Annotated in this window: 27 protein-coding genes and 1 pseudogene; 5 read left to right on the top strand and 23 right to left on the bottom strand. The window is 44.7% G+C overall.

Annotation, left to right across the window (positions count from 1 at the left end):
• The first annotated feature begins 23 nt into the window (after window positions 1-23).
• Window positions 24-386: a hypothetical protein gene (locus tag ABLT31_RS05010; protein WP_367749419.1), complete on the top strand. Its 363-nt coding sequence runs from the start codon at window positions 24-26 to the stop codon at window positions 384-386.
• Here the strand turns inward: ABLT31_RS05010 and ABLT31_RS05005 are convergent.
• Complete coding sequence (locus tag ABLT31_RS05005) at window positions 370-966, bottom strand: ABC transporter substrate-binding protein (protein ID WP_367749418.1); 597 nt, start codon at window positions 964-966, stop codon at window positions 370-372. The two genes, ABLT31_RS05010 and ABLT31_RS05005, sit on opposite strands and share 17 nt — an antisense overlap.
• Window positions 948-1763 carry an ABC transporter ATP-binding protein gene (locus ABLT31_RS05000; RefSeq protein WP_367749417.1) on the bottom strand — a complete coding sequence of 272 codons (816 nt, stop codon included), beginning with the start codon at window positions 1761-1763 and terminating at the stop codon, window positions 948-950. Before ABLT31_RS05000 ends, ABLT31_RS05005 begins: the two co-directional genes overlap by 19 nt.
• 280 nt (window positions 1764-2043) lie before the next feature.
• Here ABLT31_RS05000 and ABLT31_RS04995 point away from each other — a divergent pair, with 280 nt between their 5' ends.
• Genes ABLT31_RS04995 through ABLT31_RS04985 form a run of 3 tightly spaced genes read left to right on the top strand, consistent with a single transcriptional unit; the run spans window position 2044 to window position 5469 of the window.
• The gene (locus ABLT31_RS04995) at window positions 2044-3186 is read left to right on the top strand and encodes a glycosyltransferase family 4 protein (protein ID WP_367749416.1); all 1143 of its coding nucleotides are present in this window, start codon (window positions 2044-2046) and stop codon (window positions 3184-3186) included.
• A 22-nt stretch (window positions 3187-3208) separates the two neighbouring features.
• The gene (gene galU, locus ABLT31_RS04990) at window positions 3209-4126 is read left to right on the top strand and encodes a UTP--glucose-1-phosphate uridylyltransferase GalU (RefSeq protein ID WP_367749415.1); all 918 of its coding nucleotides are present in this window, start codon (window positions 3209-3211) and stop codon (window positions 4124-4126) included.
• Complete coding sequence (locus ABLT31_RS04985) at window positions 4123-5469, top strand: UDP-glucose dehydrogenase family protein (protein ID WP_367749414.1); 1347 nt, start codon at window positions 4123-4125, stop codon at window positions 5467-5469. Before galU ends, ABLT31_RS04985 begins: the two co-directional genes overlap by 4 nt.
• Before the next feature lie 57 nt (window positions 5470-5526).
• Here ABLT31_RS04985 and ABLT31_RS04980 read toward each other — a convergent pair whose 3' ends face one another.
• Together ABLT31_RS04980 and ABLT31_RS04975 are read right to left on the bottom strand one after the other, a co-directional pair.
• Window positions 5527-6492 carry a metal-dependent hydrolase gene (locus ABLT31_RS04980; protein ID WP_367749413.1) on the bottom strand — a complete coding sequence of 322 codons (966 nt, stop codon included), beginning with the start codon at window positions 6490-6492 and terminating at the stop codon, window positions 5527-5529.
• Between the two features lie 35 nt (window positions 6493-6527).
• Window positions 6528-7043 carry a phosphatase PAP2 family protein gene (locus tag ABLT31_RS04975; protein WP_367749412.1) on the bottom strand — a complete coding sequence of 172 codons (516 nt, stop codon included), beginning with the start codon at window positions 7041-7043 and terminating at the stop codon, window positions 6528-6530.
• A 335-nt stretch (window positions 7044-7378) separates the two neighbouring features.
• Here ABLT31_RS04975 and ABLT31_RS04970 point away from each other — a divergent pair, with 335 nt between their 5' ends.
• Window positions 7379-7624, top strand: a complete 246-nt coding sequence (locus ABLT31_RS04970; RefSeq protein ID WP_367749411.1) for a hypothetical protein — start codon at window positions 7379-7381, stop codon at window positions 7622-7624.
• A 277-nt stretch (window positions 7625-7901) separates the two neighbouring features.
• Here ABLT31_RS04970 and ABLT31_RS04965 read toward each other — a convergent pair whose 3' ends face one another.
• The 19 genes and pseudogenes from ABLT31_RS04965 to ABLT31_RS04865 all read right to left on the bottom strand — a co-directional run bounded on the left by ABLT31_RS04965 (window position 7902) and on the right by ABLT31_RS04865 (window position 25654).
• Window positions 7902-8252: a hypothetical protein gene (locus ABLT31_RS04965; RefSeq protein WP_367749410.1), complete on the bottom strand. Its 351-nt coding sequence runs from the start codon at window positions 8250-8252 to the stop codon at window positions 7902-7904.
• A 99-nt stretch (window positions 8253-8351) separates the two neighbouring features.
• Window positions 8352-9008, bottom strand: coding sequence for a site-2 protease family protein (locus ABLT31_RS04960; protein ID WP_367750210.1), 657 nt, complete (start codon window positions 9006-9008; stop codon window positions 8352-8354).
• 313 nt (window positions 9009-9321) lie between these two features.
• Entirely contained in the window at window positions 9322-10059 is a 738-nt protein-coding gene (locus tag ABLT31_RS04955; protein WP_367749409.1) for a MerR family transcriptional regulator, read from the bottom strand.
• A 65-nt stretch (window positions 10060-10124) separates the two neighbouring features.
• On the bottom strand, window positions 10125-10628 hold the full coding sequence (locus ABLT31_RS04950; protein ID WP_367749408.1) for a hypothetical protein: 504 nt from the start codon (window positions 10626-10628) through the stop codon (window positions 10125-10127).
• A pseudogene (locus tag ABLT31_RS38985) lies at window positions 10625-12008 on the bottom strand (DJ-1/PfpI family protein). Before ABLT31_RS38985 ends, ABLT31_RS04950 begins: the two are co-directional and overlap by 4 nt.
• A 143-nt stretch (window positions 12009-12151) precedes the next feature.
• Window positions 12152-12466, bottom strand: a complete 315-nt coding sequence (locus ABLT31_RS04930) for a hypothetical protein (protein ID WP_367749404.1) — start codon at window positions 12464-12466, stop codon at window positions 12152-12154.
• A 238-nt stretch (window positions 12467-12704) separates the two neighbouring features.
• A complete protein-coding gene (locus tag ABLT31_RS04925; protein WP_367749403.1) occupies window positions 12705-12926 on the bottom strand; it encodes a hypothetical protein in 222 nt (73 codons plus the stop codon).
• A 305-nt stretch (window positions 12927-13231) separates the two neighbouring features.
• Window positions 13232-13744: a hypothetical protein gene (locus ABLT31_RS04920; RefSeq protein ID WP_367749402.1), complete on the bottom strand. Its 513-nt coding sequence runs from the start codon at window positions 13742-13744 to the stop codon at window positions 13232-13234.
• 143 nt (window positions 13745-13887) lie between these two features.
• Complete coding sequence (locus ABLT31_RS04915; protein ID WP_367749401.1) at window positions 13888-15660, bottom strand: PHB depolymerase family esterase; 1773 nt, start codon at window positions 15658-15660, stop codon at window positions 13888-13890.
• Window positions 15661-15710: 50 nt separating this feature from the next.
• Entirely contained in the window at window positions 15711-16688 is a 978-nt protein-coding gene (locus ABLT31_RS04910; protein WP_367749400.1) for an alpha/beta hydrolase fold domain-containing protein, read from the bottom strand.
• A 417-nt stretch (window positions 16689-17105) separates the two neighbouring features.
• Window positions 17106-18155, bottom strand: coding sequence for a TRAP transporter substrate-binding protein (locus ABLT31_RS04905; protein WP_367749399.1), 1050 nt, complete (start codon window positions 18153-18155; stop codon window positions 17106-17108).
• A 425-nt stretch (window positions 18156-18580) separates the two neighbouring features.
• A complete protein-coding gene (locus ABLT31_RS04900; RefSeq protein WP_367749398.1) occupies window positions 18581-18733 on the bottom strand; it encodes a hypothetical protein in 153 nt (50 codons plus the stop codon).
• The gene (locus ABLT31_RS04895) at window positions 18721-19209 is read right to left on the bottom strand and encodes a hypothetical protein (protein ID WP_367749397.1); all 489 of its coding nucleotides are present in this window, start codon (window positions 19207-19209) and stop codon (window positions 18721-18723) included. Before ABLT31_RS04895 ends, ABLT31_RS04900 begins: the two co-directional genes overlap by 13 nt.
• Before the next feature lie 247 nt (window positions 19210-19456).
• Complete coding sequence (gene groL, locus ABLT31_RS04890) at window positions 19457-21058, bottom strand: chaperonin GroEL (protein ID WP_367749396.1); 1602 nt, start codon at window positions 21056-21058, stop codon at window positions 19457-19459.
• Between the two features lie 53 nt (window positions 21059-21111).
• Window positions 21112-21393 (bottom strand): co-chaperone GroES, encoded by a 282-nt coding sequence (gene groES, locus ABLT31_RS04885; RefSeq protein WP_367749395.1) that lies wholly within the window; start codon window positions 21391-21393, stop codon window positions 21112-21114.
• Window positions 21394-21891: 498 nt separating this feature from the next.
• A complete protein-coding gene (locus tag ABLT31_RS04880; protein ID WP_367749394.1) occupies window positions 21892-22734 on the bottom strand; it encodes an efflux RND transporter periplasmic adaptor subunit in 843 nt (280 codons plus the stop codon).
• Window positions 22735-22737: 3 nt separating this feature from the next.
• Entirely contained in the window at window positions 22738-23307 is a 570-nt protein-coding gene (locus ABLT31_RS04875; protein WP_367749393.1) for an HlyD family efflux transporter periplasmic adaptor subunit, read from the bottom strand.
• A 17-nt stretch (window positions 23308-23324) separates the two neighbouring features.
• Window positions 23325-25289, bottom strand: a complete 1965-nt coding sequence (locus tag ABLT31_RS04870) for an ABC transporter permease (RefSeq protein WP_367749392.1) — start codon at window positions 25287-25289, stop codon at window positions 23325-23327.
• Window positions 25223-25654 (bottom strand): hypothetical protein, encoded by a 432-nt coding sequence (locus ABLT31_RS04865; RefSeq protein ID WP_367749391.1) that lies wholly within the window; start codon window positions 25652-25654, stop codon window positions 25223-25225. Before ABLT31_RS04865 ends, ABLT31_RS04870 begins: the two co-directional genes overlap by 67 nt.

Here is a 25654-nt window from a genome sequence, read left to right as displayed (position 1 = left end):
ACCATATTGGAGGAAAACGGATTATGCTAAATAAGTTACTTCCCAAGACCCCATTAGGATTTGCCATTACGGCAGCGACTGTTCTTCTATCGGTATCTCCTGAAGCTAGGCAGTTTACGCGAAAGATGGCAGTCAAAGGGATCGGCGCTGTACTCGGAGCTGCCGACGGAATAAAGGAATTGACTGCTGGGGCAAGATCTCAAATGGCAGGCTTGGTGGCAGAAGCCAGGTCCGAAGAACCAAAGGAGGTTTCTCCTTTGACATTTGACATGGATCTTGAACCCGAACCCTTCTTTGAATCTGCTCAAGATCAACCTCTCCCTTTTAATGTGATGAGTGACCAAAGCATTCAGGAAAAAATGCAAAACCCTAATCCTCATCACTAAGAAAAGCGGGCAATTCATCGTCGAACGAAAAACGGGCTGACTTCACTTGAGCCAGCCCGATCATGCTGCGCATATCGTCCGGAACAACTAGCGCATTGTTGAACTCCGATTTCCACAAATCCTTATAGCCGCTAATCGGCGTGTTCACTTTCTCCGTATTGACAGCGATGACGACGCCTCCCCACATATAAGGAACAAAATATTGACCCGTTGGGTCATGCGTCTTTACTAGCATCTCAGGGGCTACATTCTCCAGATTGGTGATGTTCTCTTTGTCAATGGGCTCCAATAGCTCCTGCTTCATCATTATATCCACCATATAATCTGTCGCTACAGTCAGGTCGTATTGGGAAGAGCCAACCGACAGCTTTGCCAGCATTTCCTCATTGGAGGAAAAGGTATCATAGTTTACTTTGATCCCATATTCCTCTTCGAATTGATCGATCACCGTTTGCGGCAGGTACTCCGACCAGTTCAAGATATTTAATGTTTGTTCATCGTTCTCTGCAGGGGTTCCTCCACAAGCCGCGAGCCATGTGCTTGCCAGCAGGAAAAGACAGACTAGAGCGAGCTTTCGCATTTTACTGCAAATGGGTAATCCAGCCACTTCACCTGCATGCTTTCCTTGGAAAAGTCCATGATCCGGGCTTCTAAAAGGTTCGCTTCCCCAATAAAGGTTGCGACAAAACGCGATCTCGGGTGGTTATAAATGTCTTCAGGTGTTCCGATCTGTTCGATCTTTCCGTTGTTCATGACCGCAATCCGATCCGAAATGGATAAAGCCTCTTCCTGATCATGCGTGACGTAGATGAAGGTAATGCCTAATTTTTGCTGCAAGTGCTTTAATTCCCCTTGCATTTGCTTGCGCAGCTTCAGATCCAGGGCACCCAGCGGCTCATCGAGGAGTAGAATCTGCGGCTGATTGACCAAGGCTCTTGCTATGGCAACTCGCTGTTTCTGGCCGCCGCTTAATTGATCTGGCTTGCGCTTGGCAAAATCGCTCATTTGAATTAGCGTCAGCATCTCGGCTACGCGTTGTTCCAAAACCGCTTTAGGCACTTTCTTCATCCGTAAGCCGAAGGCGATGTTATCAAATATATTCATATGGGGAAAGAGGGCATAGCTTTGGAAAACGGTGTTCACATCCCGTCTGTATGGAGGGAGAGAAGTAATATCCGTGCCATCCATTCGAATCTCTCCTTCATCAGGCTGCTCAAACCCAGCCAGGAGACGCAGAGTGGTTGTTTTGCCACAGCCTGATGGGCCCAACAGGGTAAGGAATTCCACCGAACCGACCTGGAGGTTGATGCTGCGGATCACCGGTTGGTCTTCATAGGATTTACTCAAGTTTAAGAGTTGTAGGATGTAAGGTTCCAATTCGATCCGCCTCCTTTTCTCAAATCTATTTATCCATATTTTGCTAAGGTTTCATATGTGTATTTCCTCCCGAGATGAAGTGAACTTTCACCCTTCCAATCAGATGTTTACTTCTATCTTATTGGAGTTCATTGATGATACTTAAAGCTTATGTAAAGAAACGAGGCAAAACTACACACAGGCTTAACTAAACATTTATAATGTTCTGTTAAATTTCTAGATAAATAATATAAAGGGGTTGTTTGAAAGCCACTTTTATTCCATTACGAGGAGGGAGAACATGCAAATTGCTCTTTTTACGGACACTTTCCCCCCGCAAGTGAACGGGGTTTCACAGACATTAAAAAAGCTGGTGGAACACCTGGAACACCGAAAAATTCGCCATGAGGTTTTCGTGCCGGAGTTCTCCAAGCAAGATTTGTATGAAAGCAATATTCACCGCTTTGCTAGTTTGCCTTTTTACCTGTATCCGGAGTGCCGCATCGCCCTGCCCAACCCGCTCTCGATCCGGAATCACCTGCGCGCATTCCAGCCGGATCTGATTCATGTTGCTACTCCATTCAACATGGGACTCTGCGGGCTGCACTACGGGAAAAAATTAGGCATCCCCATTGCCTCTTCGTATCATACCCATTTTGACCGTTACCTTGAATATTATCGCTTGCAGCTAGCCTCCAATTGGATATGGCGCTATCTGAGATGGTTTCATGATTCTTGCGAAACGACCCTGGTCCCCTCCCAGGAAACGAAGGATCAGCTATTGAAACGCGGATTTTCACGAGTCAATCTCTGGACGAGAGGCGTCGATTGCGATCTCTTTCATCCGGCCAAGAAAAATTACAAACTGCGCGATAAGCTCCGATGCGGCCGTTCCTTCATTTTTCTTTATGTGGGCAGAATGGCTCCTGAGAAGGATTTAGACATCCTGCTGGAAATCATGGCCAGACTCCCCCAGCCTTTAAAGGATCACGTTCAGTGGGTGATGGTTGGCGATGGACCGATCCTCTCCGAGCTTCAAGAGCAGGTTCCTTCCAACGTCACTTTTACAGGCAGTCTAAGAGGGGAAGAGTTGGCTGAAGTTTATGCTTCAGCTGATCTGTTCGTTTTTCCCTCTACGACTGAAACCTTCGGAAATGTCGTTTTGGAAGCTCTGGCATCCGGAATTCCTGCTATCGGTGCCCATGCCGGAGGCGTAAAGGAAATTATTCATCATGGAGAATCCGGATTTTTATGCCAGCCTCGCAGCTCAGAAGCCTTCGTCCAGGCCATTACGCAACTCATGGAAAAAAAATCCATCTTGCGCACCATGGGACAACAAGGTCGCCGCTATGCCTTAACCCGATCCTGGGAAGCGATCTTCGATAACCTGCTGGCTCAATATGAACAGATGATCCCTTATGCAAGAAAGCATTCAAGCGCCTAAAGACGAAAGAGGAGGTTTTTTCATGAGAGGCATTCGAAAAGCCGTCATTCCTGCAGCGGGAATGGGCACCCGCTTTCTTCCTGCGACCAAAGCCTTGCCGAAGGAAATGCTTCCCATCGTGGATAAGCCAGTCATCCAATATGTGGTGGAAGAAGCGGCAGCATCAGGAATCGAAGATATTTTGATTATTTCCGGCCGGCACAAAAGAGCAATTGAAGACCATTTTGACCAGTCCTATGAACTGGAGGCGTTACTGAAGAAAAAAGGAAAAGATGGACTCCTAAAACAAGTAAAGGAAGTATCCAATCTGGCCAATATCCATTATATCCGGCAAAAAGAACCGAATGGATTGGGAGATGCCTTGCTTCAAGCCCGACATTTTATCGGCTCCGAGCCCTTTGCCCTAATGTTAGGAGACGATATCGTGGAAACGCCGGGCTCAATCCCTTCTTGCACCCAGCAGCTGATAAAGCAGTACGAAACCTATCATCACCCGATTATCGGGGTACAGACGGTAGCCCTTCATGACGTAGATCGATATGGAATTATCCGGACGGATCGAACTTCTATCCTTCCTGGCGAAACCGTTGCCATACATGATCTGGTCGAAAAGCCGAACCTGGCAGATTCTCCTTCCCGCATTGCCATAATGGGACGTTATATCTTAAATGCCGACATTTTCGATTTTCTCTCCAAAGTCCCGCCTGGGTTTGATGGGGAAATCCAGCTTACGGACGCCTTAAGGCTTTATAACCAATATAGTGAGATGAGAGCTTATGGCATCATCGGCATTCGCCATGATATAGGAAACCCGCTTGGCTTCTTCAAAGCCAATTTGTCCTTAGCTTCCAAAGACCCCTACTACCGTTCGATACTCCGCCCCCTTGTGGAGGACTGGCTGGAAAACCATTACAACCTGAAAAATGAGGAGGCTTTATGAACATAACCATCATCGGATGCGGGTATGTGGGTTTGGTGACAGGATTGGGACTTTCCCGCATGGGGCATCAGGTCCTTTGCGCCGATATCTCCATAGAGAAAATCAGCATGTTGAAGGACGGTCGTCTCCCTATCTGGGAAACCGGATTAGACGAGCTGCTGATATATGCTCAGAACAACAATTCGATCCGATTTACCGAGGATTTGCCCTATGCGATTACGCAATCGGATATCCTGTTCATTTGTGTAGGGACTCCATCAAGATGGGATGGGGAAGCTGACTTGTCTCAAATCTGGTCGGTTGTGAAGCAGATCGCTACATATGGAAAAAAGAATCAATTGATTGTGATAAAAAGCACCGTACCCGTCGGGACAAGTGACGCGATCTTCGATTTTCTGCTTCACACAGCAGGGGATCGCTTTCTGGATGTTGTTCATAATCCGGAATTTCTTCGCCAGGGCAGTGCCATACATGACTTCTTCCATCCCGATCGAATGGTCATCGGCTGTCCATCCAAAAAAGCTATGGATCTGATGAATCAATTGTATCAAGAATTCCATGCCCCCCTTATCTTTACCGATCGGCGAAGTGCAGAATTAATGAAATACGCCTCCAACGCCTTTCTGGCTATGAAGATATCCTATATCAATATGATAGCGGGCTTGTGTGAAAAAACGGGCGCTAATGTCGTTGATATCGCGGTAGGAATGGGCAGCGACCGAAGGATCGGCTCCGCTTTCCTCAAGGCGGGTGCAGGCTATGGCGGTTCCTGTTTTCCCAAAGACATCAAAGCCCTCATGGCGGTTGGAACGCGCTCTGGCTGTGAGATGTCCCTGCTTGAACAGACAGAAAAAATTAACCAAGAGCAGCCTATGGCGATCATGCAGAAATTAACAAGTGCGCTGGGAACCCTTCAAGGCAAGAACATTGCACTCTTAGGCTTATCCTTCAAGCCCATGACCGATGATATCCGCGAGGCCCCTTCTTTAAGCATAAGCAGGCTCTGTCTGGAGGAAGGAGCCACCGTACACGGTTATGATCCAGTGGTCAAGGATTACCCTGTTCCAGAAGTCTCCCTTCACCAAGATCTTTATCATACGGTGGATTCCTGCGATGCCGTGCTGATCCTTACGGAATGGGAGGAATTCCTTCAGCTGGACTGGAATCGGATGAGACATCTGCTTCGCCAGCCCCTGATTGTCGATGGAAGAAATCTTTTTTCTCTGGAGGAAATGCAGGGGATCTCAGATACCTATGGCATGACCTACATTTCCGTTGGCAGGCCGACGATTTACAGCCCGAGCTGGAAGCGGGTAAAAAACTTGGCTGACGCTAAGCTTTAGTTTAGCCTACGGAAAGGGTGGAGACATGAGTCTCCACCCTTTCCTGTTGGTATCGGTTTAGACATAAGGAGGATCTACAGCTCTCTTCCGCCATCCAAACTTATGGCTGACCACCCTTAAATCCTGATCCAGCCGCACGTCTACGCCAAACGTCAATTGATTGTCATACCAAAAGCGAACGTCACTCCACTTGACTTCATATCCGTCCTGCAGCTTGGCATAACTCACATGGATGCGCTGGGCAAATTGCAGAAACACATGGACATCAGGCACCGACTCCGCAGCCTGAATGATCGGATTTTTCCCCTCTTTGGAATATGTCTCCTTGTTTTTCACCTTTCCATATTCCATGGTTCCCGTATAAAAACCATCTATTGTTTCGGCGACGTATCTCCAATGAAACCAGTGAAGGCTGGGAAAGACATGGTAGCTTCCTTCCTCGTTAAGCGTTCGCCGCAGGATCCGCAGCAGATGGGCATGCTGCAGGAAACGAACGCCTAAGTAGAGAAAGCTTATCGCATACACCCAAGGAAAAACCGCAACCGGGTCCAGCTCTCCGACGATCCAAAGCATGCCTCCCGCTAAATGAAGAAAGAACAAAAACGGCTCAAACAGATGAAGGATATCCAGATGCACCCATTTCTTACTGAACGGGCGAAGAGACTGGACTCCATATTGATTAAACATATCAAGAAACACATGAAAAAAGACAGAAAGAAAAGTCCAGAAATAAAGCAATCCCCAGTAATCCCATAGCTTAAGTGTCATCGCCAACGGCACCGTAATCACGAGCGGCCATAGGAAGAGAGCCGGAATGGAATGCGAAATTCCGCGGTGATGGCGAATGTAGGCGGAGTATCCACGCAAGCGGGTTAAGGTATCGAAGTCCGGTGCATGCGCACCAATCACGGTTCCCATCATGACAGCCTGTTCCAAACCTGGAACCCGAGCCAACGTCGGATCAAGATGCGCCAAACCGGCCAGCGTAAATCCAAACAGCAAATGACTTCCCGTATCCACCATGAATCCCTCCATTTACGTAAAAAAGTTAATCTTTCTTACCAAAAATGAACGGCTATCGAACAAGACATCCCCAAAACGGCTCCGACTAATACATCCAATGGATAATGAAGCCCAAGATACATTCGAGATATCCCCACAAAAATGGCTAGGGTAAATAGAAATGGAGCTAACCAAGGAATGGCAAAAGCAATGGCTGTACACCAAGCAAAAACCGCAGCGCTGTGCCCTGACGGAAAAGAATAATCCTTGAGCGGGCGATCTACCACGTGGACCAAGCCTTCTTTCAGATAGGGCCTGCGCCTGCTGCAGCTTCTTTTTCCAACCTGTACGAGCATGTGGCTGACGATCAGGGCGTTGAGAGCTTCAAACATCACGTCTTCATCTTCCATCAAGAAAAACAAGGCCAAAAGCAAACCCATGGAAAACGTGAATCCACCGAGGTAAGTAATCTTTGGCATCCAGCGATTGAACACGGGACACCTCATTTGATGATTTACGAGCTGAAAGATCCGCCGATCACCGCTCTCGATCCATGAAAGGAGCTGATCCATGCCGATTCCCCCTCTTCTGCGCTGTATTCCCTTCCAGTCTAACAGCTTCGGATGAATTTCATTTAAACCTGATATGAAGCTTCAACGCGAATCTTAACAATGGATTAACACCATTTTTATAATAATTTGTTAATTTCATAATATAAATTAATAGAATCAAGGCGTTCCAAAGCCTGATTCCCCTTTCTACGAAGGAGTGAACGAGTCACGCTTCTAATCCACTATCTTTATGGAGCGACCGCACAACAACTGTCAGCGAAAAAAGCGAAACGTCTTGCCAAAGCATTGAACTGGAGCAAATCTCTAAAGAAACCCTATTTCCAGGAGGTAAATCCATGAACTCGGATATGTGGTGGAATAATCCGCAAATCCTGCACCAAATCCTCAGTCAGGGCAGCACCCCTGCAGAGTTAGATTCGCTCTACGAAATGGTGTTAATTCACATTTTAGAATGGGAGAATGCCAGCTATGATCATAAAACAAAATGGATTCGTCAGGCCCGGGAATTAACCTATGACATTCATAGGAATTTCAAGACAAGTGACAAAAAAAGCCCATTTTTCCATACCCGTGTTGAATAAGCGGAGAACCACCAATTAAAATCAAAATCAAACCATATAAAGTCGAAATAGTGGGAAAATCATCATCTAATTCAGCTTAGGTTCCATCATGTTGGTCGTTTCTCTACTTTTGTGGGGATTTTTCCACTTAAACACAAGGGTGAGAGCATGATCTGGGCGTTTAATTGAGGAATTTCCACTTACACTTTATACCACCCCCACCTAATCTTCCAATCGAATAAAAAAGGTTCTTACCAGGGATTAAATCTCTGGTAAGAACCTTTTTTATTAATATCAATCACCCAAACTCCTCTGAAAACTCTTCATTAAACATCCTGTGGCCAGCTGGATGAGGCTGTGTAGGGATCGGCGTTTCTCCTTGAAACGAAGAAATGCCTTTGCATTCATATTTTAAATTTACTGAAGAAGCTTGTTGAACGTTCTGAACTTCCCTGGCTAAGGTTTGGATAGATTCTTTTAGTTGCTCATATTCTTCCTTATTCGTAAGATAGGTCATCGTGATGTGAGCTTGGATAGATAGAGATCCTCCCGAAGACTGAACCGTAGCCGTTGCTGCCCAAGGTTCATGATAATTCTCCATGTGCTGAAATCCATACGTATCTTCTGTAATTGGAACGGCTTGCCACATAGGTCTCCCTTCTTTCTACTAGGCTATGATTTCAATATCCCCATAAAGTATGAATTTAAGCCTTAGATACGGAAGACATTTGTGATTAGGCTAAGAGACTTAGGCAAAGAAAGAACTCATGGTCTCCAATACGTACGGGACGGCTACCTGAAAGATGGGGGGAAAAATATAACTTCCCAACGGAGTGATGGCTAAGATCAGAAAAATCACAACGCCATAATTTTCATATTGGGTTAGCTTTGCCCTAACACCTGGCGGTACAACGTCCTCGATGATCCGATACCCGTCTAATGGAGGGAAAGGCAAGAGGTTGAAGATGAACAATACCACATTTAAGTAGATGATCGTGTTAAACAGCTGATAAGTCATGGTATAGTTTGCCTCGGAAAACCAAGCGATCCAGCCCATGCTCTTCAGGAAATACCAACCCATCATAAACAAAAAGGCTAATGCCAAGTTGCTGAGCGGACCTGCGACGGAAACTAGAACCCCGGCCAGACGCGGGTTGCGGAAATAAAACCGATTGACCGGTACCGGGCGGGCCCATCCGAAGCCTAACAGAAATATCATAATGAGACCGACGGGTTCTACATGTTTTGCTGGATTAAGGGTGAGTCGGCCTTGATTTTTGGCAGTGGGATCCCCAAAGCGGTAAGCGACATAAGCATGTGCCCATTCATGGAGGGAAAAGGCAAGAATCAAGGCCACTAATACATAAGGAATCTGTTCAAGGGGATAGGCTAAAAAAGAATCCAAGTTCATGGGTTTGCTCCTTTCCAATTTAAATTACACACCATCGCAGAACGTCCACCCTGTGAGGCCATAAAACCATCTCCTTAAAATTGAATTCATAGATTCCGAAATCAATTAAAATGGAGGGAGAACATTAAGAAGGGAAATGGATGTGAAATAACAAGTAGAATGAGACATAAGGAGAAAACTGAAGGAAAGAAATGGGAGCACGTCTATATTTTATGTTTATTTTTGGCTTTGTCAAGCAATTTCAATAAGAATACTCAAAAATAAAAACGAAGCCTTCGTTCAAAAAAGGCTCCGTTCCCCTAAAGCTTTATTTATTGTGATGATCGGCAAAATACGCCATAGCCTTACACATGAATTGTGCTAATCCTTCCCCATACTGGTCTATATTTTGCGTAAAGCGTTCATCATCCACATACAAATGACCTAGTCCTTTAAAGGCATCAAGCGAGTAATTCCCAAAGTTTTGGTTTAAACAGTCAAACCAGTCCTTAATTGCTGCTTGTGCTTCATCTGATTCTGGAGAAGTATGCCGAAGGGTTGCTAGCTTAGCATAGATTTTGGTTACCTCTTCTTGAACCTCTTTTCTCATATTGGCTATCTTCGCTTTCGATTGGTCGACTGCTTCGTCCCCCCAACGTTCACGTGCCTCTTTTTCATAGGGATTATGACTAAAATCGAATCCTTCAAATTTTTCTTTGTCTGTCATTATGATTTCACCTCTCATATGTCTAATGGATCGATCAACCGTCTGAATTAGCTTATCGAGTTTATCGCGTTTTTCAAGAAGCATTTTTTGATGCTGAATGAGCGCTTCTTGTTTATCAAAGGAAGAGCTTGTTATCATCTTTTTTATTTCCTTTAAGGGAAAATCGAGCTCCCTATAAAATAAGATTTGCTGCAACATCTCTAGATTGTCAGTTGAGTAAAGCCGATAACCGGAATCCGTGATCTCCTCGGGCGACAATAAACCAATCTCATCATAATAATGCAGAGTTCGAATACTGATGCCAACTAAATCTGCCAGTTCTTTTACTCTTAATGCCACTGCCATTCCCTCCCTTCAAAAATTACTGTAAGGCATAACGCAACGTGAGAGTCAATATCGTCAAATCAAGAGCGAATGGATGATTCCGTCGGCTTGATCTCTCTTCTTTGGTAGTTGAAGATGAAAAACAGTCCTAACAATACAAAGGCTAAAAGCAATAGTTTCATGAACCCAGGCAAGATGTACCAGGCGATGACCAACCAGGCAAAGAGCAAGGAGGCCGGGCTTGTTGTTTTGAGCAGACGATAGAAGACTGAACCGATCCCTGAACGGTGCAAAGGGGTAGCTTCCAATAAAAATATAAGCGGATTCCCTATCGTTCCGAAAATGAGCGGTATCACGACATAGATCGGAAACTCAGCCTCCATAGCCAACTCCAACACATAGACAAACCCTATAGCAAAAGCCTGCATGAAAAAATCTAAATGAGCTGATTTCAGCTTGCGAGGATTCGTAAATATTTTTGTCCATTGGGGTGATTTTTGGTAAAATACGGCTGCAAGAGGCAATGATAAGATCAATCCCAACATAAAAGAAAATAGTCCCCATTGCAAAAGTTGAATGTTCATCTTCTTCCCTCCTTAGATAGGGAGCGCTTCTTCTTCGTGATAAATCGTCTATCCATATAGAAAGCTGCCAACACAGCTAGTAAACCGGTCAGAAATAGATGGCTGTATGTTTCAAGGGGAAACACTTTGCCTTCGAGCTGGACTTCATCCGCACGATACTCCAGTCGCTTGACCGCATGTTTGGCTGTAAGAAGGTCTTCTTGCTTCGCTAAATCCTCAAGTTAAACTTCAAATAGGAAGCGATCGAGGAAATCACTGTGTACAAACTGAACGTCCTTGGTATTTCCCGTTTCGTTCCAGTTATGGATCTCCTCTGCTGCCAGCGATTTGGCTTGGAGGCCTGGAACGATCAACTTATCCAATTCTGGCGTATCCGCTATGGGATGTCTGGCAATTAAGTTTAACCCGTGTTTCGTTACAATGGGCTCAACGGAACTTGATATAGAATGGACTCGCGTTGTACCCGAGGAGGAATAGATATCAAATACGGAAGCTAGAGCCATTTCCTCTACACCGTCATAGAGCAGCACCCCTGCTTTTTCCTTGTTCCACTGGAAAGCATAATTCAATACATAGGTAGAATACCGCCAATCGATGAAAAAGGGCTCTACCTTGGGATCGTGTACAAAGTGGTACGTATGATAATTCATTTCCTTGGCTATCTTGTCTGCCATAGGTTCACCTAGTTTTTCTGAAATCACATAAAGGACAGCATCGATTCCGGATGTAATCCCTGCAGACGACACCATGTTCTGGTCAGGAAGAACATAACGCTGATCCCACTTCCAGTCCACTTGAGGATATTTATTTGTTCTAGCCCACTTGGTTTGCCAATGGGGATGTCGCTGTCTTTCCATTCAACAATCCCGTAGAGGCTAGATTTCCCGCACCGCCGCAAATGCTTACTAAGGTTGTTTCTTGATGTTGAAGAATCCATTGTTTAACAGTCTCAAAGGTCTTTCCCTGATCCGTCATGTAAGGAATGGCAATAATATCGGGGCTTTTCCCCAGCAATTTATCGATTTCCTTCAAAGAGTAGTGCGGTACGACATCCAATCCGCCCGAAAGCAGCTTAACACCCGTATCTGCAGCAACAGCATATACGTTGAAGGCCCTTGTTCTTGAAAATAATTCGTAGGGAATCATGAAATCCAATCCTTCCGTAGCTTCACTCCCTAACAGAACGGCTACCGTAGGCTTAGCCGGATTGTGCTACGGTATCTCTATTCCTTGCAAAGAAGGAATCATCTCTTGGCGAACCGCACCGTAAAAATCTTTCTGGGATTCAACAAAGCCGAACGCCGCAACACCTCCAACCAACACAGTAAAAATACAGACATAAACAACCAAACGCAGGAAAAACTTCCTGCTCAGATGCATGAAAATCAAAAAATATTTGCATGGACAAAAAAGAAAAGACCATCCCGAGCATTCCGTTAGATGGTCTGTTAAAAATGGTTTACATAAGATTAGATTACGTTTACCAGATAATAAGGCACACAACAATGATGACACTGCATAACCTAGTTATTGTTCTTCTTTTTCTCAAAAAATGCTTGAATTTTTTCGTTAAGTTTCCACCTCCTACTTAATAGAGTAGGTATCGTTATTAAAGCAATTAGAGTTATAGTATATAATGTTTTTTTAGCAATAGATGGGTCTGCATCATAGGGTAACCAAAATAAAATGATACCTATGGCTAATCCAAATAATAATGTTGAGGCAGCGATAAAAAGCAGTCTGTAATTTTTATCTTTTGTAAAAATGGAAGCGAAAACTAAAATGAGGTATAGAACTAATAATATATTAGAACTGTAAAATAACATGACACGACTCATATTTTTCACTCCTTTGTTTCATTCGAGTAAACAAGGTTTATGGTGTCAATTATCAATCCTAAAACCCGTTAGGTAATTCCTTTAAAGAAAAGAAAAAATAGGATATGTACTTTTATTATACTTGTAAATCAAACGATAATTGACAGGTACTTGGTGGTAATTGCATACTATCCACTGTAATTGTGACTTTTCTTCCAATAAAAAAAGAGAGATTTCACGGATCTCTCTTGCCAACTAATTATTTTTGTTTTTCTTCGATGCCCGTACTTCCCCTTCGACTGAGGAATTCCCATTGGCTATTAAAGAATCCTCCGGTCTCACTAATGCGTTCAAGCCGAACACTTCCATCTTGAGCCGAAAGACTCGAACAGAAGGGTTCCGCTTCCTCGGGCCTTTCCACGAGGTACGTCTGCCCATTCACCAGAAACAATATTTCCCTTCCGGGTTCCGATGAAAACATTAACAAAGAGGTTTCCTCTCCATTTTCACCCTGCCGGATATAGTAAAATCCACTATCATTAATACCGATCTAATAACCTGTTAAATTACCGATTTGATTTATTTTGGCTTTCTTTTTTACAAGTGCCATTGATAATACTCCTTTACACCAAAGATACTCTATCTTATGGATAAAAAAGTAAAATGACCAATGATAGTAGCCTAGTGTTTGTGCCTTTTTCATAATGAACACAATAGTAGCCCCAACCTTGGATGATTGGGGCTACTGATGCCTTTCTATTAGATGGGATTAGCTACACTCCTCCTCTAATTCTCTACCCGGAAGTTAAAAAGAATGTCTGGCATTTGTTTAGCCATAGCGTTATACTCTTCCAACTCTTGGCCTTCTAAAACCTGATCCAAGGGCAGGACATAGAAATACATGCTTCCATCAATCTGAGTAATTTCTTTCAATTGACTAACTTCCGGTCCTCCTTCCGCCTTCATCTTCTCCCATTCTTCATTGGTCATCCCCACAATCCGCATAAGGGACTGGTGGACATCAGGACTGGCGGATGGATAAATGAAATCTGCACTTCGGCTCGCTTCGATGATTTGAACTTTAGACCACTCTTTGGGCAAATCGAGCAAATAGGCATCGACGGAATTTTGGTAGGTACGAGATTCGGCGGGAACTTCCTGCGGTGCAGAAGGTTTTTCTTCTTCCTTGTCAGGTGTCGTCACTTCTGTCGCATTGGAGGCAGGCTTCTCTCCAGCCTGACATCCTAGTACGGAAAGAACCAATAATCCTAACGCTAAACATGTCATCCACTTCTTCATGGGAATCGCTCCTTTTGTTATCACTTTTATCCATTTGGCGAAGGTAGTGGGTCACATGTTTCATTCGCATTAAAAATAAAAAATCCCTCAACCCTTTTATTCAGGGCTGAGGGACTTCGTTATTTCCTAATTGTAGACTCAAGTTAATTACTGTAATGACGAACCCCATCTTCATCCATTTCCCAATGAGAGAACCATTCTTCCCACAGCTCCCACACTTCAGATACGATAAAGTTATGGGCTCTGTCCTTGGTCTGAGTGTATTTGTACATCGGGATCCCATTTTCATCATTCCAAGTATATGTGGTATATCTGTCGTTCGTAGTTATGACGGCGTCACTAATTTCTCCTAGATCATTTCGATCAAGCCAGTATTCGACTGTATCGTTGGCTTGACCAGCGCTCGTGTGATCCCAGCTCCAAATGTCGTGTTCCCCAAAGAGCAGGTATACCGGCATTTTGTCCGTCTTGCCTTCGGCAGGTTTTCTATCAATCATAAGCGGACCCGATGTGGTTCCCACAGCAGTGAAGTACTCCGGCATGACCATGGTTGCATAGTTAGAGAACATGGAGCCCAAAGATTGCCCAGTCAGATAACGTTTACCGGGATCGGTGTTGTAATCTTTGTCAATTTGCTTAATGACGTCCTCAAGGAATTCAAAGTCATTTTGCTTTGTTGGATCACCAAAGATATTCCATGTCACTTCAGTGGAGGAATGATATTGTTCACTTGGCATGACGAGCATGAAGCCGTATTTATCAGCCACTTCCCACCAGTGGCTCGCATCAAAAAATACCCGTGCTTGCTGCGTGTTTCCGGCCAAAGCGTAGACAACCGGAATATTTTCTTTTGGAGCCGATTCAGGTACGTATACGAGATATTCACGGGTGTAGCCATCCAAGACCATTTCCTTAATCTCGACGCCCATCTTCTCGTAGTCAGGTCTTATGCCAAGGACGTTTCCATTGATGGAGGTGCTGTCATAGCGTGTATAGTAGGAAAGGAAATCATAGACTTTCTTCGTGAAGCCTTTCCGATAAAGGCTGGCATCCCCTTTTTCGAGAACCGCGACTTTAGAGCGGACATCACTATAGGAAGTCACGATGTTATCGGAATCCTCATCCTGCATGAAAACGGTACCTCCCATGGTAACATCCGAGGAACGGGTTCCCTCCTCAACAGTGTCATTGGCTGCTTTCCAATAATTGACGAGGTTTTCCACAGAATTCAGGTCCTCATTCACGAACCAGGTAGGAACGGGAACCTCGCTGTAAGAAATGTCATGGTTTTCAGGGAAGATCTTTGCGCCCGTCTTGACTAAAAAGTCGGCATCCAGATCTTCCGTTTGGACAAAGGTGGAGCTAATCACGAAATGCGGGTTCTCCATGGCCCAAGCGCTGAGTGCCGTGCCGCCGTCACCATATCCTGCCAGATAGAATAAACCGAAGGTATTGTAATATTTAGTATCTCTCAGGAGTTTGAATGCTTCATTCATATAGGAAAGTTCTTCTTCCACCGTGCCCCAGCCATCAGCACCGGGTTCCAGGATGAACAAGCCTTCCGATTTTTCATTGGCAATATCCAGCCAGCCGCTGTTTTGAAGGAACGTTTCGGTGGTCATGCCTTCGGGTACTGCGATGACCGTGAAATAATCGCGGACCGTCGTACCCGGAGCCACATAGATCTTGACCGTACGGATATCCTCACCAACCGTTACATTGCGGGTGAAATATCCCGTCAACGGCAATTGGTTGCCGAGCGTGATGTCGATGGCGGGTTTTGGCATGCCATCCAGGGAAGTAGCTGCCAGTTCTTTTTTCTCGTTGCTTTTTTCTGATGCCGCTGAAACGGGTACGACACTTGCCAAGATCATGAGTGTGGTCATACTTAATGAAACTATTTTTTTAAATTTCATTATTAGCTCCTTAGATATTAATTTCGCTTTCCCCAAACGAGTGCGAATCCTTATTTTTCTTCCGATTGTTCCCCTAGCAGCTTGTTCACGAGCCATTCGGCAGTCGCCGCTTCAATATCGGTTCCCACCCGTCCGTGAACGCCCGGCGCCCAGGCGTAAAGGGAGGCATCTACGCCATGTTCTAAATACTTGTTAAATAACTCCGTGCTATGCTTGATTGGGGTTACAGGGTCTTGACCACCGATCGTAATCAAAACAGGAGGGTCCTCTTTGTCTACGTGATTGATTGGGTTAACTAAACGAATTTTTTCAACAAAAGGCCAATAAGGACTGGACGTATCATTGCTCTCATTCGCTGCTAAAATTCCAGCTATGTCCGAATCTTGTGCTCCGTAGAAATTCTTTAAAATGCCTGAAGGATCATCGTAGAAGAAGGCATCGGTAAATGGATAATAAATAACTGCGGAGTGGATCTTGCTGGATTGATCTAAATTGCCTCCAACATCCCCTTCCAGTTTCGGATCATCTCCCGTCGCGGCAAGCAAGGAAGCCAGGTTTCCACCTCTAGAAGTTCCCCAGACGGCCACTTTTTCTGGATCGATATTATATTTTTCGGCATTAGCCTTAAAGTAACGGACGTAAGCTTTCACATCATAGACATCCTCAGGTAAGCCCGCTTTAGGACGATAGTCAATGGTCGCAACCGCAATCCCTCTATCTGCTAAGGCGATGGATAAATCGTAAGAGCGCGAACCATTAGGAAAATTGTACGTCCCCCCATTGCCGTGGATGAAGAGAACCAGCGGTGTTGGTTCCGAATTTCCTTTCTTTTTCGGCAAATAAACGTTGGTTTTGAGGTCGAAGGATTCCCCTTTGTCATCAACGGTCGCTATCGTTACATCCTGATATGTAGGCTCCGGAATCTTGTCCGTTTTAGCTAATGCCCCTATCCCCGCCATCCCAAGAGTCAAAGCTAATGTTAATGCTGTTGCTGTTGCTGTTGCTGTTACGAATGTACCTTTTTTCATACCTTCTCCTCCTTGTTATCTTTTCTCAATCCCTGGCTTTCCCACTGCTCACCCTATACACGATCCTGATTTCAACTTGGCGTTCACCCCCTTTAAGAATGAAATCAGAGAAGAATCATTGTGAGCGTTTACACACCAATATAAGATCGATCTAATTTTAAAACAAAAAGAAATCGCTCTTGTTTTGACAATCAGCTTCCAAAAAAGATCGATCTAATAAAGAGAGCAAACTTCCCTTACTTCATTTTCATTATTTACTGAAAAATAAATTATATGAATAAATTACCAACATTTATACTATTTTTAAATCCGACTTTTTACATAAATCTACTTGAAAATATTCAGGAAAATCATGCCAGTCATTTACGAACTAGTCAAAAAGAACTAAGTGTATGCAGTCCATTTTTATAACGTTCCTTATTTATTTGCCTCCATTAACTTATTAACAAGATCGGCTCCTAATGTTGCAGAATACTTTTCATAGACGGGTTTTACTTTGTCTAAGAACTTTTGTTTTTCTTCTGCCGATAATTCGGTAACCGTCATTCCGTTCTCCGCAAGAAAATCTAGTGCTTCCTTGCTTTCTTTTTGATTTAATTCGCGCTGGTAATTCTTTGCTTCTTCGGCCGCCCTAGCTACAGCCTCTTTTTCCTGATCGGAAAGAGTCTCATAGAATTTCTTGCTGATCATAAAAACACTAGCATTATAAATATGCCCTGTCGTGGTTAGATACTTCTGCACTTCATAGAACTTCGAGGTTGTCACATTTCCGGCTGGATTTTCCTGTCCATCCACGACTCCTTGCTCTAAAGCAGTAAACAATTCTGTAAATGCCATTGGGGTAGGGTTAGCTCCCAACTCTTTCCACATATCAATATGAAGTTCGTTCTCTAAGGTTCTTATTTTTAAGCCCTTAATGTCATCCACCGTTTTCACTTCCTTTTTATTATTGGTGAGGTGCCTGAATCCGTTTTCCCAATAGTTCAAACCTATCACACCAACTGCAGGCAAATCATTGAGCAACTCATCCCCGATGGGGCCATCTAACACTTCATAAGCGGTTTTTTCATCTTTGAATAGGAAAGGCAGGTCCAAAGCGGTGAAGCGCGGAACGTCGGCAGCAATAGGTCCGCTCGACATTGTAGAACCGTGAATCGTGCCCATTCTCATGGCTTCAAATACCTGTCGATCTCCTCCCAGCTGTCCGTCCGGGTAAACTTCCACCTTAATGGATCCGTTTGTTTCTTTTTCTACGATTTCTCCAAATTTATAGAGTCCCTGCGTTAGGGAACGATCCTTGGGCGTTACCACAGCTAATTTCATCACTTTCACTTCTGTCTTAGAGTTTACTTCAGCGCTTTTCTCCGTTGCATTTTCTTTCGGGGTATTCGCAGTTTGAGAAGAACACCCGACAAGAGCAAGACAAGTGACCAAAGATAGGGCAAGCAATTTCTTCAATAGAATCACTCCTTAATAGATATTTTTATATAAGACTTGTTTTTAAAAAACAAATCCTTATATACCTTTCATGTAAGCGCAAACATAAAATAGATCGATCTAAAAATAGAATATAAAAAACTACAATATGCTGTTGACAGATCTACTAAGGATTAGTTTTCCCATACCAAAAGTATGAAAGCAATAAAAGATAAAAGCGTATTAATTAATTCGTTATAATCTATCAATTTATAATACTGTAAATATAATACTATTGATTCATCCTACTTCTGTCAACAGAATTTTTTTAATTATTTTACAAAAATTATGAAATGTATCTTCCTCCTTCAATTTTACGGTAGAAAACAAGGAGTTATCTCTTATGTTGTGATCCTCGCTCGACAGCTGCACATTCAATCTCTCTTTCCTTGAATCCCATTATTCTAGAATACAATCTAAAGTTTGTATTTCATTAAAAAAAAACCGCCAGCGCCTCCTCCGCTGACGGCCTTGATAGCCACCTCTGCTATCCATCCTGCGTATAGAAACCCTGCCCCCGGCACGCACGATGCCATGTCGAAGTCATGGAATGGGGTTAAGTCAGCCATTTTTCTCTCCATTCCTTCAGGAGTTTTACTGCCCTTCTTACTCCCTGTTCTTTTCCTAACCAATATTGCGACTCTGCAGGGGTTTGAGTTGGTATTTTTGCCATGGAAAGCGCTTCTTCTTCGAGAATGTTTTCCAGTACATCAAAATGGACCTGGCTGAGACTTAACTCCCTTTTTCTTTCTTCCTCCAAATAGAGCAGTCGCTGACAACTATCCTGCACATAATCATCAATCTCATGATCGAGATAGCGGCTGGCATCTCGAATTACGCGACTATAATCTTCTGTCTGGCTTTGCAATGACTTCAGGTGATGTCCCAGATGCTTCATGAGAAATCGGCATAGCAGCTCATTATCTTCGGTGCAGCGATTATGCAGGAGAGAGTATTCTCCTTGAAATTGTCTTCTTTCAGGAAGATACTTTCCTAGACCGGTATATTCATTGCATTTCGTACAGAAGATTAGATACTCTTTCATAGGCAGTCACCCTAGAGGATATTAGCTAGGTTCGTCTTCATAATAAGTTACTGTCGACAGCTCGTTGCATTCCCAGCAGTAGCTTCTAATTCTTTCCCACGAGGATAACTCTTCCCCACAATAAACACATCGATCTCTATCCAAGTAACACATTGCATCCTTCTCCTTTTTAAAAACACTTCGTCTGAAAGAACAAGGAATGGTTTAAAAAACTCACCTTTTTAGAGACTGATTTGAATGCCTTTTGTTATTCTAAAGGCATGGCTGGCGCTTTTTCCTTTTCAGGCTTATCTGCAACGACAGCCTCCGTGGTTAAAAACATCGCAGCTACCGATGCTGCATTTTGCAAGGCGGATCGAGTGACTTTTGCTGGGTCTACAATTCCTTCTTCCACCATATTGACCCACTCACCCGTCGCTGCATTGTATCCAATGCCTGCTTCTTCATTCTTTAAGCGTTCAATAATGACCGATCCTTCAATGCCGGCATTCGCTGCAATGGCACGGCTTGGTGCTTCTAGGGCACGGAGGATGATATTGACGCCTGTCCTTTCATCGCCCTCTGCTTGAATGCCTTGTACCGCCCGGATCACACTCACTAGTGCCGTACCGCCGCCTGGCACAATCCCTTCTTCCACTGCGGCCCGCGTAGCATTGAGCGCATCTTCAATGCGCAGCTTTTTCTCTTTAAGTTCCGTTTCTGTAGCCGCACCGACTTTGATCACGGCCACCCCGCCTGCCAGCTTGGCCAAACGTTCCTGAAGCTTTTCTCGGTCAAAATCAGATGTCGTGGTCTCTATTTGGGATCGAATTTGCTTGACTCGCTCTTCGATCTTCTCTTTTTCACCAGCGCCATCTACAATGGTGGTATGATCTTTCGTCACAAGGACGCGGTTGGCTTTTCCTAACTGATCCAGGGAGGTTGCTTTCAATTCTAGACCAAGATCAGCAGAGATTACTTGTCCCCCCGTCAACACGGCGATATCTTCAAGCATTGCTTTGCGTCGATCACCAAATCCAGGAGCCTTAACGGCTACGGCTTTGATCGTACCTCGGAGATTATTGACGACTAAGGTAGCCTGAGCCTCTCCCTCTATATCTTCGGCAATGATAACAAGCGGCTTGGTTTGCTGAACTACTTTTTCCAGAATCGGAAGGAGATCTTGAATGTTGGATATCTTTTTATCCGTAATGAGAATATACGGATCTTCTAAAACAGCCTCCATTTTTTCTTTATCCGTAACCATGTAAGGGGAGGAGTAGCCGCGATCAAATTGCATTCCTTCCACAACTTCCAGCTCGGTTGTAAAGCCCTTGGATTCTTCAATCGTAATAACGCCTTCCTTGCCGACCTTTTCCATGGCCTCGGCAATTAATTGTCCGGTTTCTTCGTCCGCTGCTGAGATGGAAGCCACATGCGCAATGGATTCTTTGGTTTCTACCTTTTGGGCAATCTTATGGATTTCATCGATCGCTACACGCACCGCTTTCTCCATTCCCCTTCGAATCACCATCGGATTCGCTCCAGCGGTCACATTCTTTAATCCCTCTTGAATCATCGCTTGGGCAAGCACGGTTGCGGTTGTGGTGCCATCCCCTGCCACATCATTGGTCTTGGTGGCTACTTCCTTTACTAATTTGGCCCCCATATTTTCATATGGATCTTCCAATTCGATTTCCTTGGCAATCGTCACTCCATCATTGGTGATCAGCGGAGATCCGAATTTCTTTTCTAGCACCACATTCCGTCCCTTAGGACCCAGCGTCACTTTTACAGCATTGGCAAGCTTATCTACTCCACGAAGCATCGAACGGCGGGATTCTTCACTAAATAGAATTTGTTTTGCCATATTTCTACATCTCCTTGTATTGATTAGTTTATGGATTTTTTGGGTCGATTCTTTTAGTCTATGATGGCAAGAATATCGCTTTCCCGAAGGATTAAGAATTCTTGATTTTCTACTTTGATTTCCGTCCCTGCGTACTTCGAGTATAGGACGATGTCCCCGATTTGGGCTTCAACAGGAATAAGCTGCCCTTTTTCTACCCGTCCTTTACCCACAGCAATCACCTTGCCTTGCATGGGCTTTTCTTTCGCGGTATCTGGCAGTACAATGCCGCCTGCCGTTTTTTCTTCTTGCTTTTGAACTTCGATGACCACGCGGTCAGCCAATGGTTTCAGCATGAATGATATCCTCCTATGTCTTTTAGAAATTGTAGTTTGGATTAAGACAACAACAATAACAAAATGGAATACATGTGAAATTCACTTGCTAACTCCAGTCACCCTCCTTTATTCGATGTAGATCTGTTAGCACTCTCAAGTGATGAGTGCTAAATAAAATATAAAATAAGGAAAAAGCCAAAATCAAATTTTAATTTTGGGGGTGATGAGTGAATTTAGCCTCATTTTTTTACATTTTCTTTGAAAATCATGTAATTTTTCTTGCTTGCATGGTTTTTTGCCTTTTTCTAATGTTCGTTTTTTGAAAAAGCTAATCCACCCTAAAGCCAATATTACAAAACTTAAAATCCTGGTTAGTAATGACTCCTTAAAGTCCCCCATCGAGTGGATATAAAAAAGCACCTGACTGTTTACCTATCAGGCACTTTACTTTCTTTTTCGTTATTAATTTAAAAATTTTGCAGCATGCCCTAAAGACTCTTTTATATAAACTCCCGATTATTCAGCAATCAGAATTCGTTTCCCCTGCTCCAATCCTTCAAGCTGAGGATTTTTGATAACTCGTTCACCAGCGTTCAGTCCTTTTTCAATGACCGCCAGTTCGTCGTTTTCCATTCCCTTCTTGACCTCTTGGATCACCGCTTTCCCTTCTCTAATCACCCATAGGGCATTCCCCTTTTCATTATAGGGAAATAAAGCGGCCTTGGGCACAGCCAGTTTGTCCGTCTGTTCCAGTGTGGTAAAAAGGACATCCAAAGCGTATCCCGAACGCAATTCAGGAGCCCTGTCATCCGGGGTAATGGTCACCTTTACCTTTTGCTGCGTCAAACCCAATGCCGAGATTTTCTCTTCGGCAGCAGGAGCAATAGCTTTTACTGTGCCTCCAAAGGCATAATCCCCATTTTTCCGTTTCTGAATGAGCTGGACCTTCATCCCTTCCCTCACACTGATCACATCTTCTGTCAAAAGATAAACGATCACTTCCAAATCATTCTGAGAGGTAAGGGTCAATAGAGGCGACTGCGCTGTCACCATGGCACCCTCTTCCACCCCTACTTCTTTTACAATACCTTGGATCGGCGATATCACTTTCCTGCCCTTGATCAGATAATCAAAATGCTGGATCTGGGCATCTACCGATTCTATGAGACCCTGATAATATTGCTTGCTGCCTGCCTTTGATCCCTGGCTTATTTCCTTCGTAAGAACCTGAATCTGCGTTTGAATCGCATTCTTGAGTCCATTGAAATACTGATCCGTTCCAGGCAGGGGATGGGCTTGCTCTTCAATCAGGATAAGGGCCTGCTCCTGCTGCATGAGGCTGTTTTCAAGCTGGTTCACGGCCTACTGGGCATCATCTACTTCTTTTTTGGCAACGGCGCCGCTGTTATATAGTGCTTGGATTCGATTGTAATCCTCTTTGCTGATGTCCAATTGGCGTTTCAGATCTTCAACCACCAGCTGCTGCAGCTTGATTTGGGATGCGTAGGGATCCTTATTTGACTGTTTTTCCTGTCCCTGGATGCTTTCCAGCTGGCCTCTCAATTGCCCAAGCTGCTGTTGGATGTCCTGTTCACTCTTTTTTTCCTGGCCCAGCAAGCTCTTCTTCTGTGCTTGCAATTGCTGCAGCTGAAACTCCAGGTCCTTCGACTCGATCTCAGCGAGGAGATCTCCCTTTTTCACCTGCTGTCCCTCTTTGGCAGCCAAGCGAATGATTTTTCCGTTGATGAGACTGTAGACCGGACGTTCGGTTGCAGAGGCCACGATCCCTTCTTCCTTAATGGTTTGAGCTACGGTTTGCGGCTGTATTTCCACCCATTCCGCCTCAAGTGGCTGCGACGAGGCATAAATGAAATAGGCAACTAATCCTAAGGCCAAAATGATTCCTGCTGCCCATTTTACCGGCTTTTTCATGCGGAATCCCCTCCCCGCTAATCTCTTTCTTTTAATACTTCAACCAAATCCAGCTGCTTCACTTTGCGGGATACCCCCATCTGCGAAATCCAAATCGCCAGCATGGTTCCGATCGCCGCTTGGAGCAGGGCATCCGTACTGGTCATGGCAGGCAGCGTGTACAGATCGCTGCTCATGCTCTTGGAAATCGCCTGATTCATGGCAATGGCCAGGGGAATGCCTGCCATCATCCCCAGTACCCCAATCAGCCACTGCTCCACCGAAATCACCTCCATGACTTCCCGGGGGGTCATGCCCATTACGCGCAAGGACGCAAGATCCCTTTTTCTTTCCGCCAAGGAAATAATGCTAGAGTTGTAGACGATCGCAAACCCCGTGACGACTGCCATGACCGCCATCACCCACAAGGTAAAGGCAGACGATCCGATCAGCTGCTGATATTTGTCTATCATTTCCTGCCTGATCTCGATATTGCTGACAAACTTAGAAGTACCGTACTGATCTTTTAAATCGGAAACATATTGCGAATCCATGGAAAGGAGTGCGGATGTCGCCATATCCCCCTGCTTAAGCAGACGCAAAAGGAAATCCTGATTCATATACACATTCGCTCCAATATACTGCGGGACAATCTGCTCGATTTTGACTTTTATTTTTTCGTCCTTGGCCCAGATGCTGTCCAGCAGCACGACATCCCCTATCCGGACAACCAATTTTTCAGCCACTTGCTCGGAAAGCATCAAACCGGTCTTGGGCACATCCAGTCGTGTGCCGCTCTTGTCGAATACATGGTACAGCGTCGAACCCTCTTTGATTCCTAAGGCGACGACATCCTTCTTATGATTCACAAACCGGAGCTGCACCGGCACCTCCAGCATCGGCTCGACCAGATGAACCCCTTTGGCCTGCTGCAATTCGCGGATCGTTTCGTTGAGCGGCAAGGGCTTTGAAAAGCTCATCTTGACATCCTGCTTCTGCACTTTGGTGAACTGGTCCATGATCATGATATCCGCCATACTGCCCATAGAGGCAAAGGAGGCCATCAGGATAAAGGAAAAAACCACGCCAATAAATGTAAAGATAGTTCGCCCCTTATTCCTTAGGGCATTCCGGATGGCCATGCGCCCCTGGACATTAAATAGATTCCAGAAGGCTGGAATTTTCTCCAGCCAGCTCTTGTCCCTGAAAACAGGAACATCCGGACGTATGGCTTCTGCCGGTTTGAGCTTCAATACGCCTTTTGTGCCCTGAAAAGAAGCTGCCAGACTGAAAAGGGTCGACATTAAAACCCCCAGCATGAAATATTTCATAGAAAAGCGAGACTCAAGATTAGGTAAACTATAGTACGTCTGATACATTTCAGTAAAAAACATCGAGAGGTATGTACCTGCAAGCCCGCCCAGCGCCCCGCCGAGCACGCCAATGAACAGCCCGTAAGAGAGGTAATGGGTTAAGATCTCCCATCTCCCATATCCAAACGCCTTCATCGTTCCGATCTGGCCCCGTTGGGCTTCCACCATCCTCTTTAGCATGATATAGAGAATAATGGCGGCAATTCCGAGAAAGATGAGCGGCAAACTTCCCGACATCGATTCCAGCTGCTTTAATTCTTCCGTGAGGATCGCGTTGCTGATCTGGTCCTTGGCCGGATAAAGACTTTCAAGCTCATATCTTTCCAGTTCGGACTTGAGCTTCTGTTCCACGTCCTCAAAGGTTACGCCCGGCTCAAGAGTGAATGAAACATCATTGACCAATCCTTTTTGGCTAAACAGCATCTCCATGTCCTCGTAAGGGATATAGGCGATTTCAAACACTTTAGGATCGGGAGTGATGCTGTGTGCATCTTTGACCGCATAGAGATATTCCGGGCTCTGCCCGCTGCCGCCGACCGCCAGCTCCACTTGCTTTTCCTCAATCACGACATGGATCTTCTGACCTTGCTGCAATTGGTGAGCCACATAAAACTTATCCGCAACCAGCACTTGTCTGCGGTTTTCTCCGGAAAAGAACCCTGCAGCAGCTTTACGCCATTCAAGGGATGCTCTTGCTTATCATGCAAGGAAATCAACCTGAGGTACACATTGTCATGGGAGTTCGGCATCAGCACTCTGACATCCTTGACCAGCCGCCCATTGACGTTGCCGACTCCGTCGATTTCATCGAGGGAGATCGCCCGGGAATAGGGGATGGCCTTCATCTTGGCAAAACCATCTGCAAAATGGAATTCCTGATACAACTGATCTTTAGCGAAAATCAAATTGTCCTTGGACATGGACATGGAGGCATACAGCATCAAACCAATCGCGATAACCACGGTACAAGCCAAATAAGCCATTCGGTTCTCCAT

This window comes from Ammoniphilus soli, from assembly GCF_040813775.1.
Note: the sequence above shows the minus strand (reverse complement) of the source record. Positions and strands in the feature narration are given on the sequence as shown.

Bases quoted from the DNA above. Each gene is read 5' to 3' on its own strand.
- ABLT31_RS04920 (WP_367749402.1), bottom strand. From the start codon at position 13,744: ATGAAGAAGTGGATGACATGTTTAGCGTTAGGATTATTGGTTCTTTCC.
- ABLT31_RS04865 (WP_367749391.1), bottom strand. From the start codon at position 25,654: ATGGAGAACCGAATGGCTTATTTGGCTTGTACCGTGGTTATCGCGATT.
- galU (WP_367749415.1), top strand. From the start codon at position 3,209: ATGAGAGGCATTCGAAAAGCCGTCATTCCTGCAGCGGGAATGGGCACC.
- ABLT31_RS04980 (WP_367749413.1), bottom strand. From the start codon at position 6,492: ATGGTGGATACGGGAAGTCATTTGCTGTTTGGATTTACGCTGGCCGGT.
- ABLT31_RS05010 (WP_367749419.1), top strand. From the start codon at position 24: ATGCTAAATAAGTTACTTCCCAAGACCCCATTAGGATTTGCCATTACG.
- ABLT31_RS04925 (WP_367749403.1), bottom strand. From the start codon at position 12,926: ATGTTTTCATCGGAACCCGGAAGGGAAATATTGTTTCTGGTGAATGGG.
- ABLT31_RS04950 (WP_367749408.1), bottom strand. From the start codon at position 10,628: ATGAACATTCAACTTTTGCAATGGGGACTATTTTCTTTTATGTTGGGA.
- ABLT31_RS04930 (WP_367749404.1), bottom strand. From the start codon at position 12,466: ATGAGTCGTGTCATGTTATTTTACAGTTCTAATATATTATTAGTTCTA.
- ABLT31_RS04995 (WP_367749416.1), top strand. From the start codon at position 2,044: ATGCAAATTGCTCTTTTTACGGACACTTTCCCCCCGCAAGTGAACGGG.
- ABLT31_RS04970 (WP_367749411.1), top strand. From the start codon at position 7,379: ATGAACTCGGATATGTGGTGGAATAATCCGCAAATCCTGCACCAAATC.
- ABLT31_RS04985 (WP_367749414.1), top strand. From the start codon at position 4,123: ATGAACATAACCATCATCGGATGCGGGTATGTGGGTTTGGTGACAGGA.
- ABLT31_RS04900 (WP_367749398.1), bottom strand. From the start codon at position 18,733: ATGGCTGACTTAACCCCATTCCATGACTTCGACATGGCATCGTGCGTG.
- ABLT31_RS04895 (WP_367749397.1), bottom strand. From the start codon at position 19,209: ATGAAAGAGTATCTAATCTTCTGTACGAAATGCAATGAATATACCGGT.
- groES (WP_367749395.1), bottom strand. From the start codon at position 21,393: ATGCTGAAACCATTGGCTGACCGCGTGGTCATCGAAGTTCAAAAGCAA.
- ABLT31_RS04875 (WP_367749393.1), bottom strand. From the start codon at position 23,307: ATGAAAAAGCCGGTAAAATGGGCAGCAGGAATCATTTTGGCCTTAGGA.
- ABLT31_RS04975 (WP_367749412.1), bottom strand. From the start codon at position 7,043: ATGGATCAGCTCCTTTCATGGATCGAGAGCGGTGATCGGCGGATCTTT.
- groL (WP_367749396.1), bottom strand. From the start codon at position 21,058: ATGGCAAAACAAATTCTATTTAGTGAAGAATCCCGCCGTTCGATGCTT.
- ABLT31_RS04910 (WP_367749400.1), bottom strand. From the start codon at position 16,688: ATGAAAAAAGGTACATTCGTAACAGCAACAGCAACAGCAACAGCATTA.
- ABLT31_RS05005 (WP_367749418.1), bottom strand. From the start codon at position 966: ATGCGAAAGCTCGCTCTAGTCTGTCTTTTCCTGCTGGCAAGCACATGG.
- ABLT31_RS04915 (WP_367749401.1), bottom strand. From the start codon at position 15,660: ATGAAATTTAAAAAAATAGTTTCATTAAGTATGACCACACTCATGATC.
- ABLT31_RS04965 (WP_367749410.1), bottom strand. From the start codon at position 8,252: ATGTGGCAAGCCGTTCCAATTACAGAAGATACGTATGGATTTCAGCAC.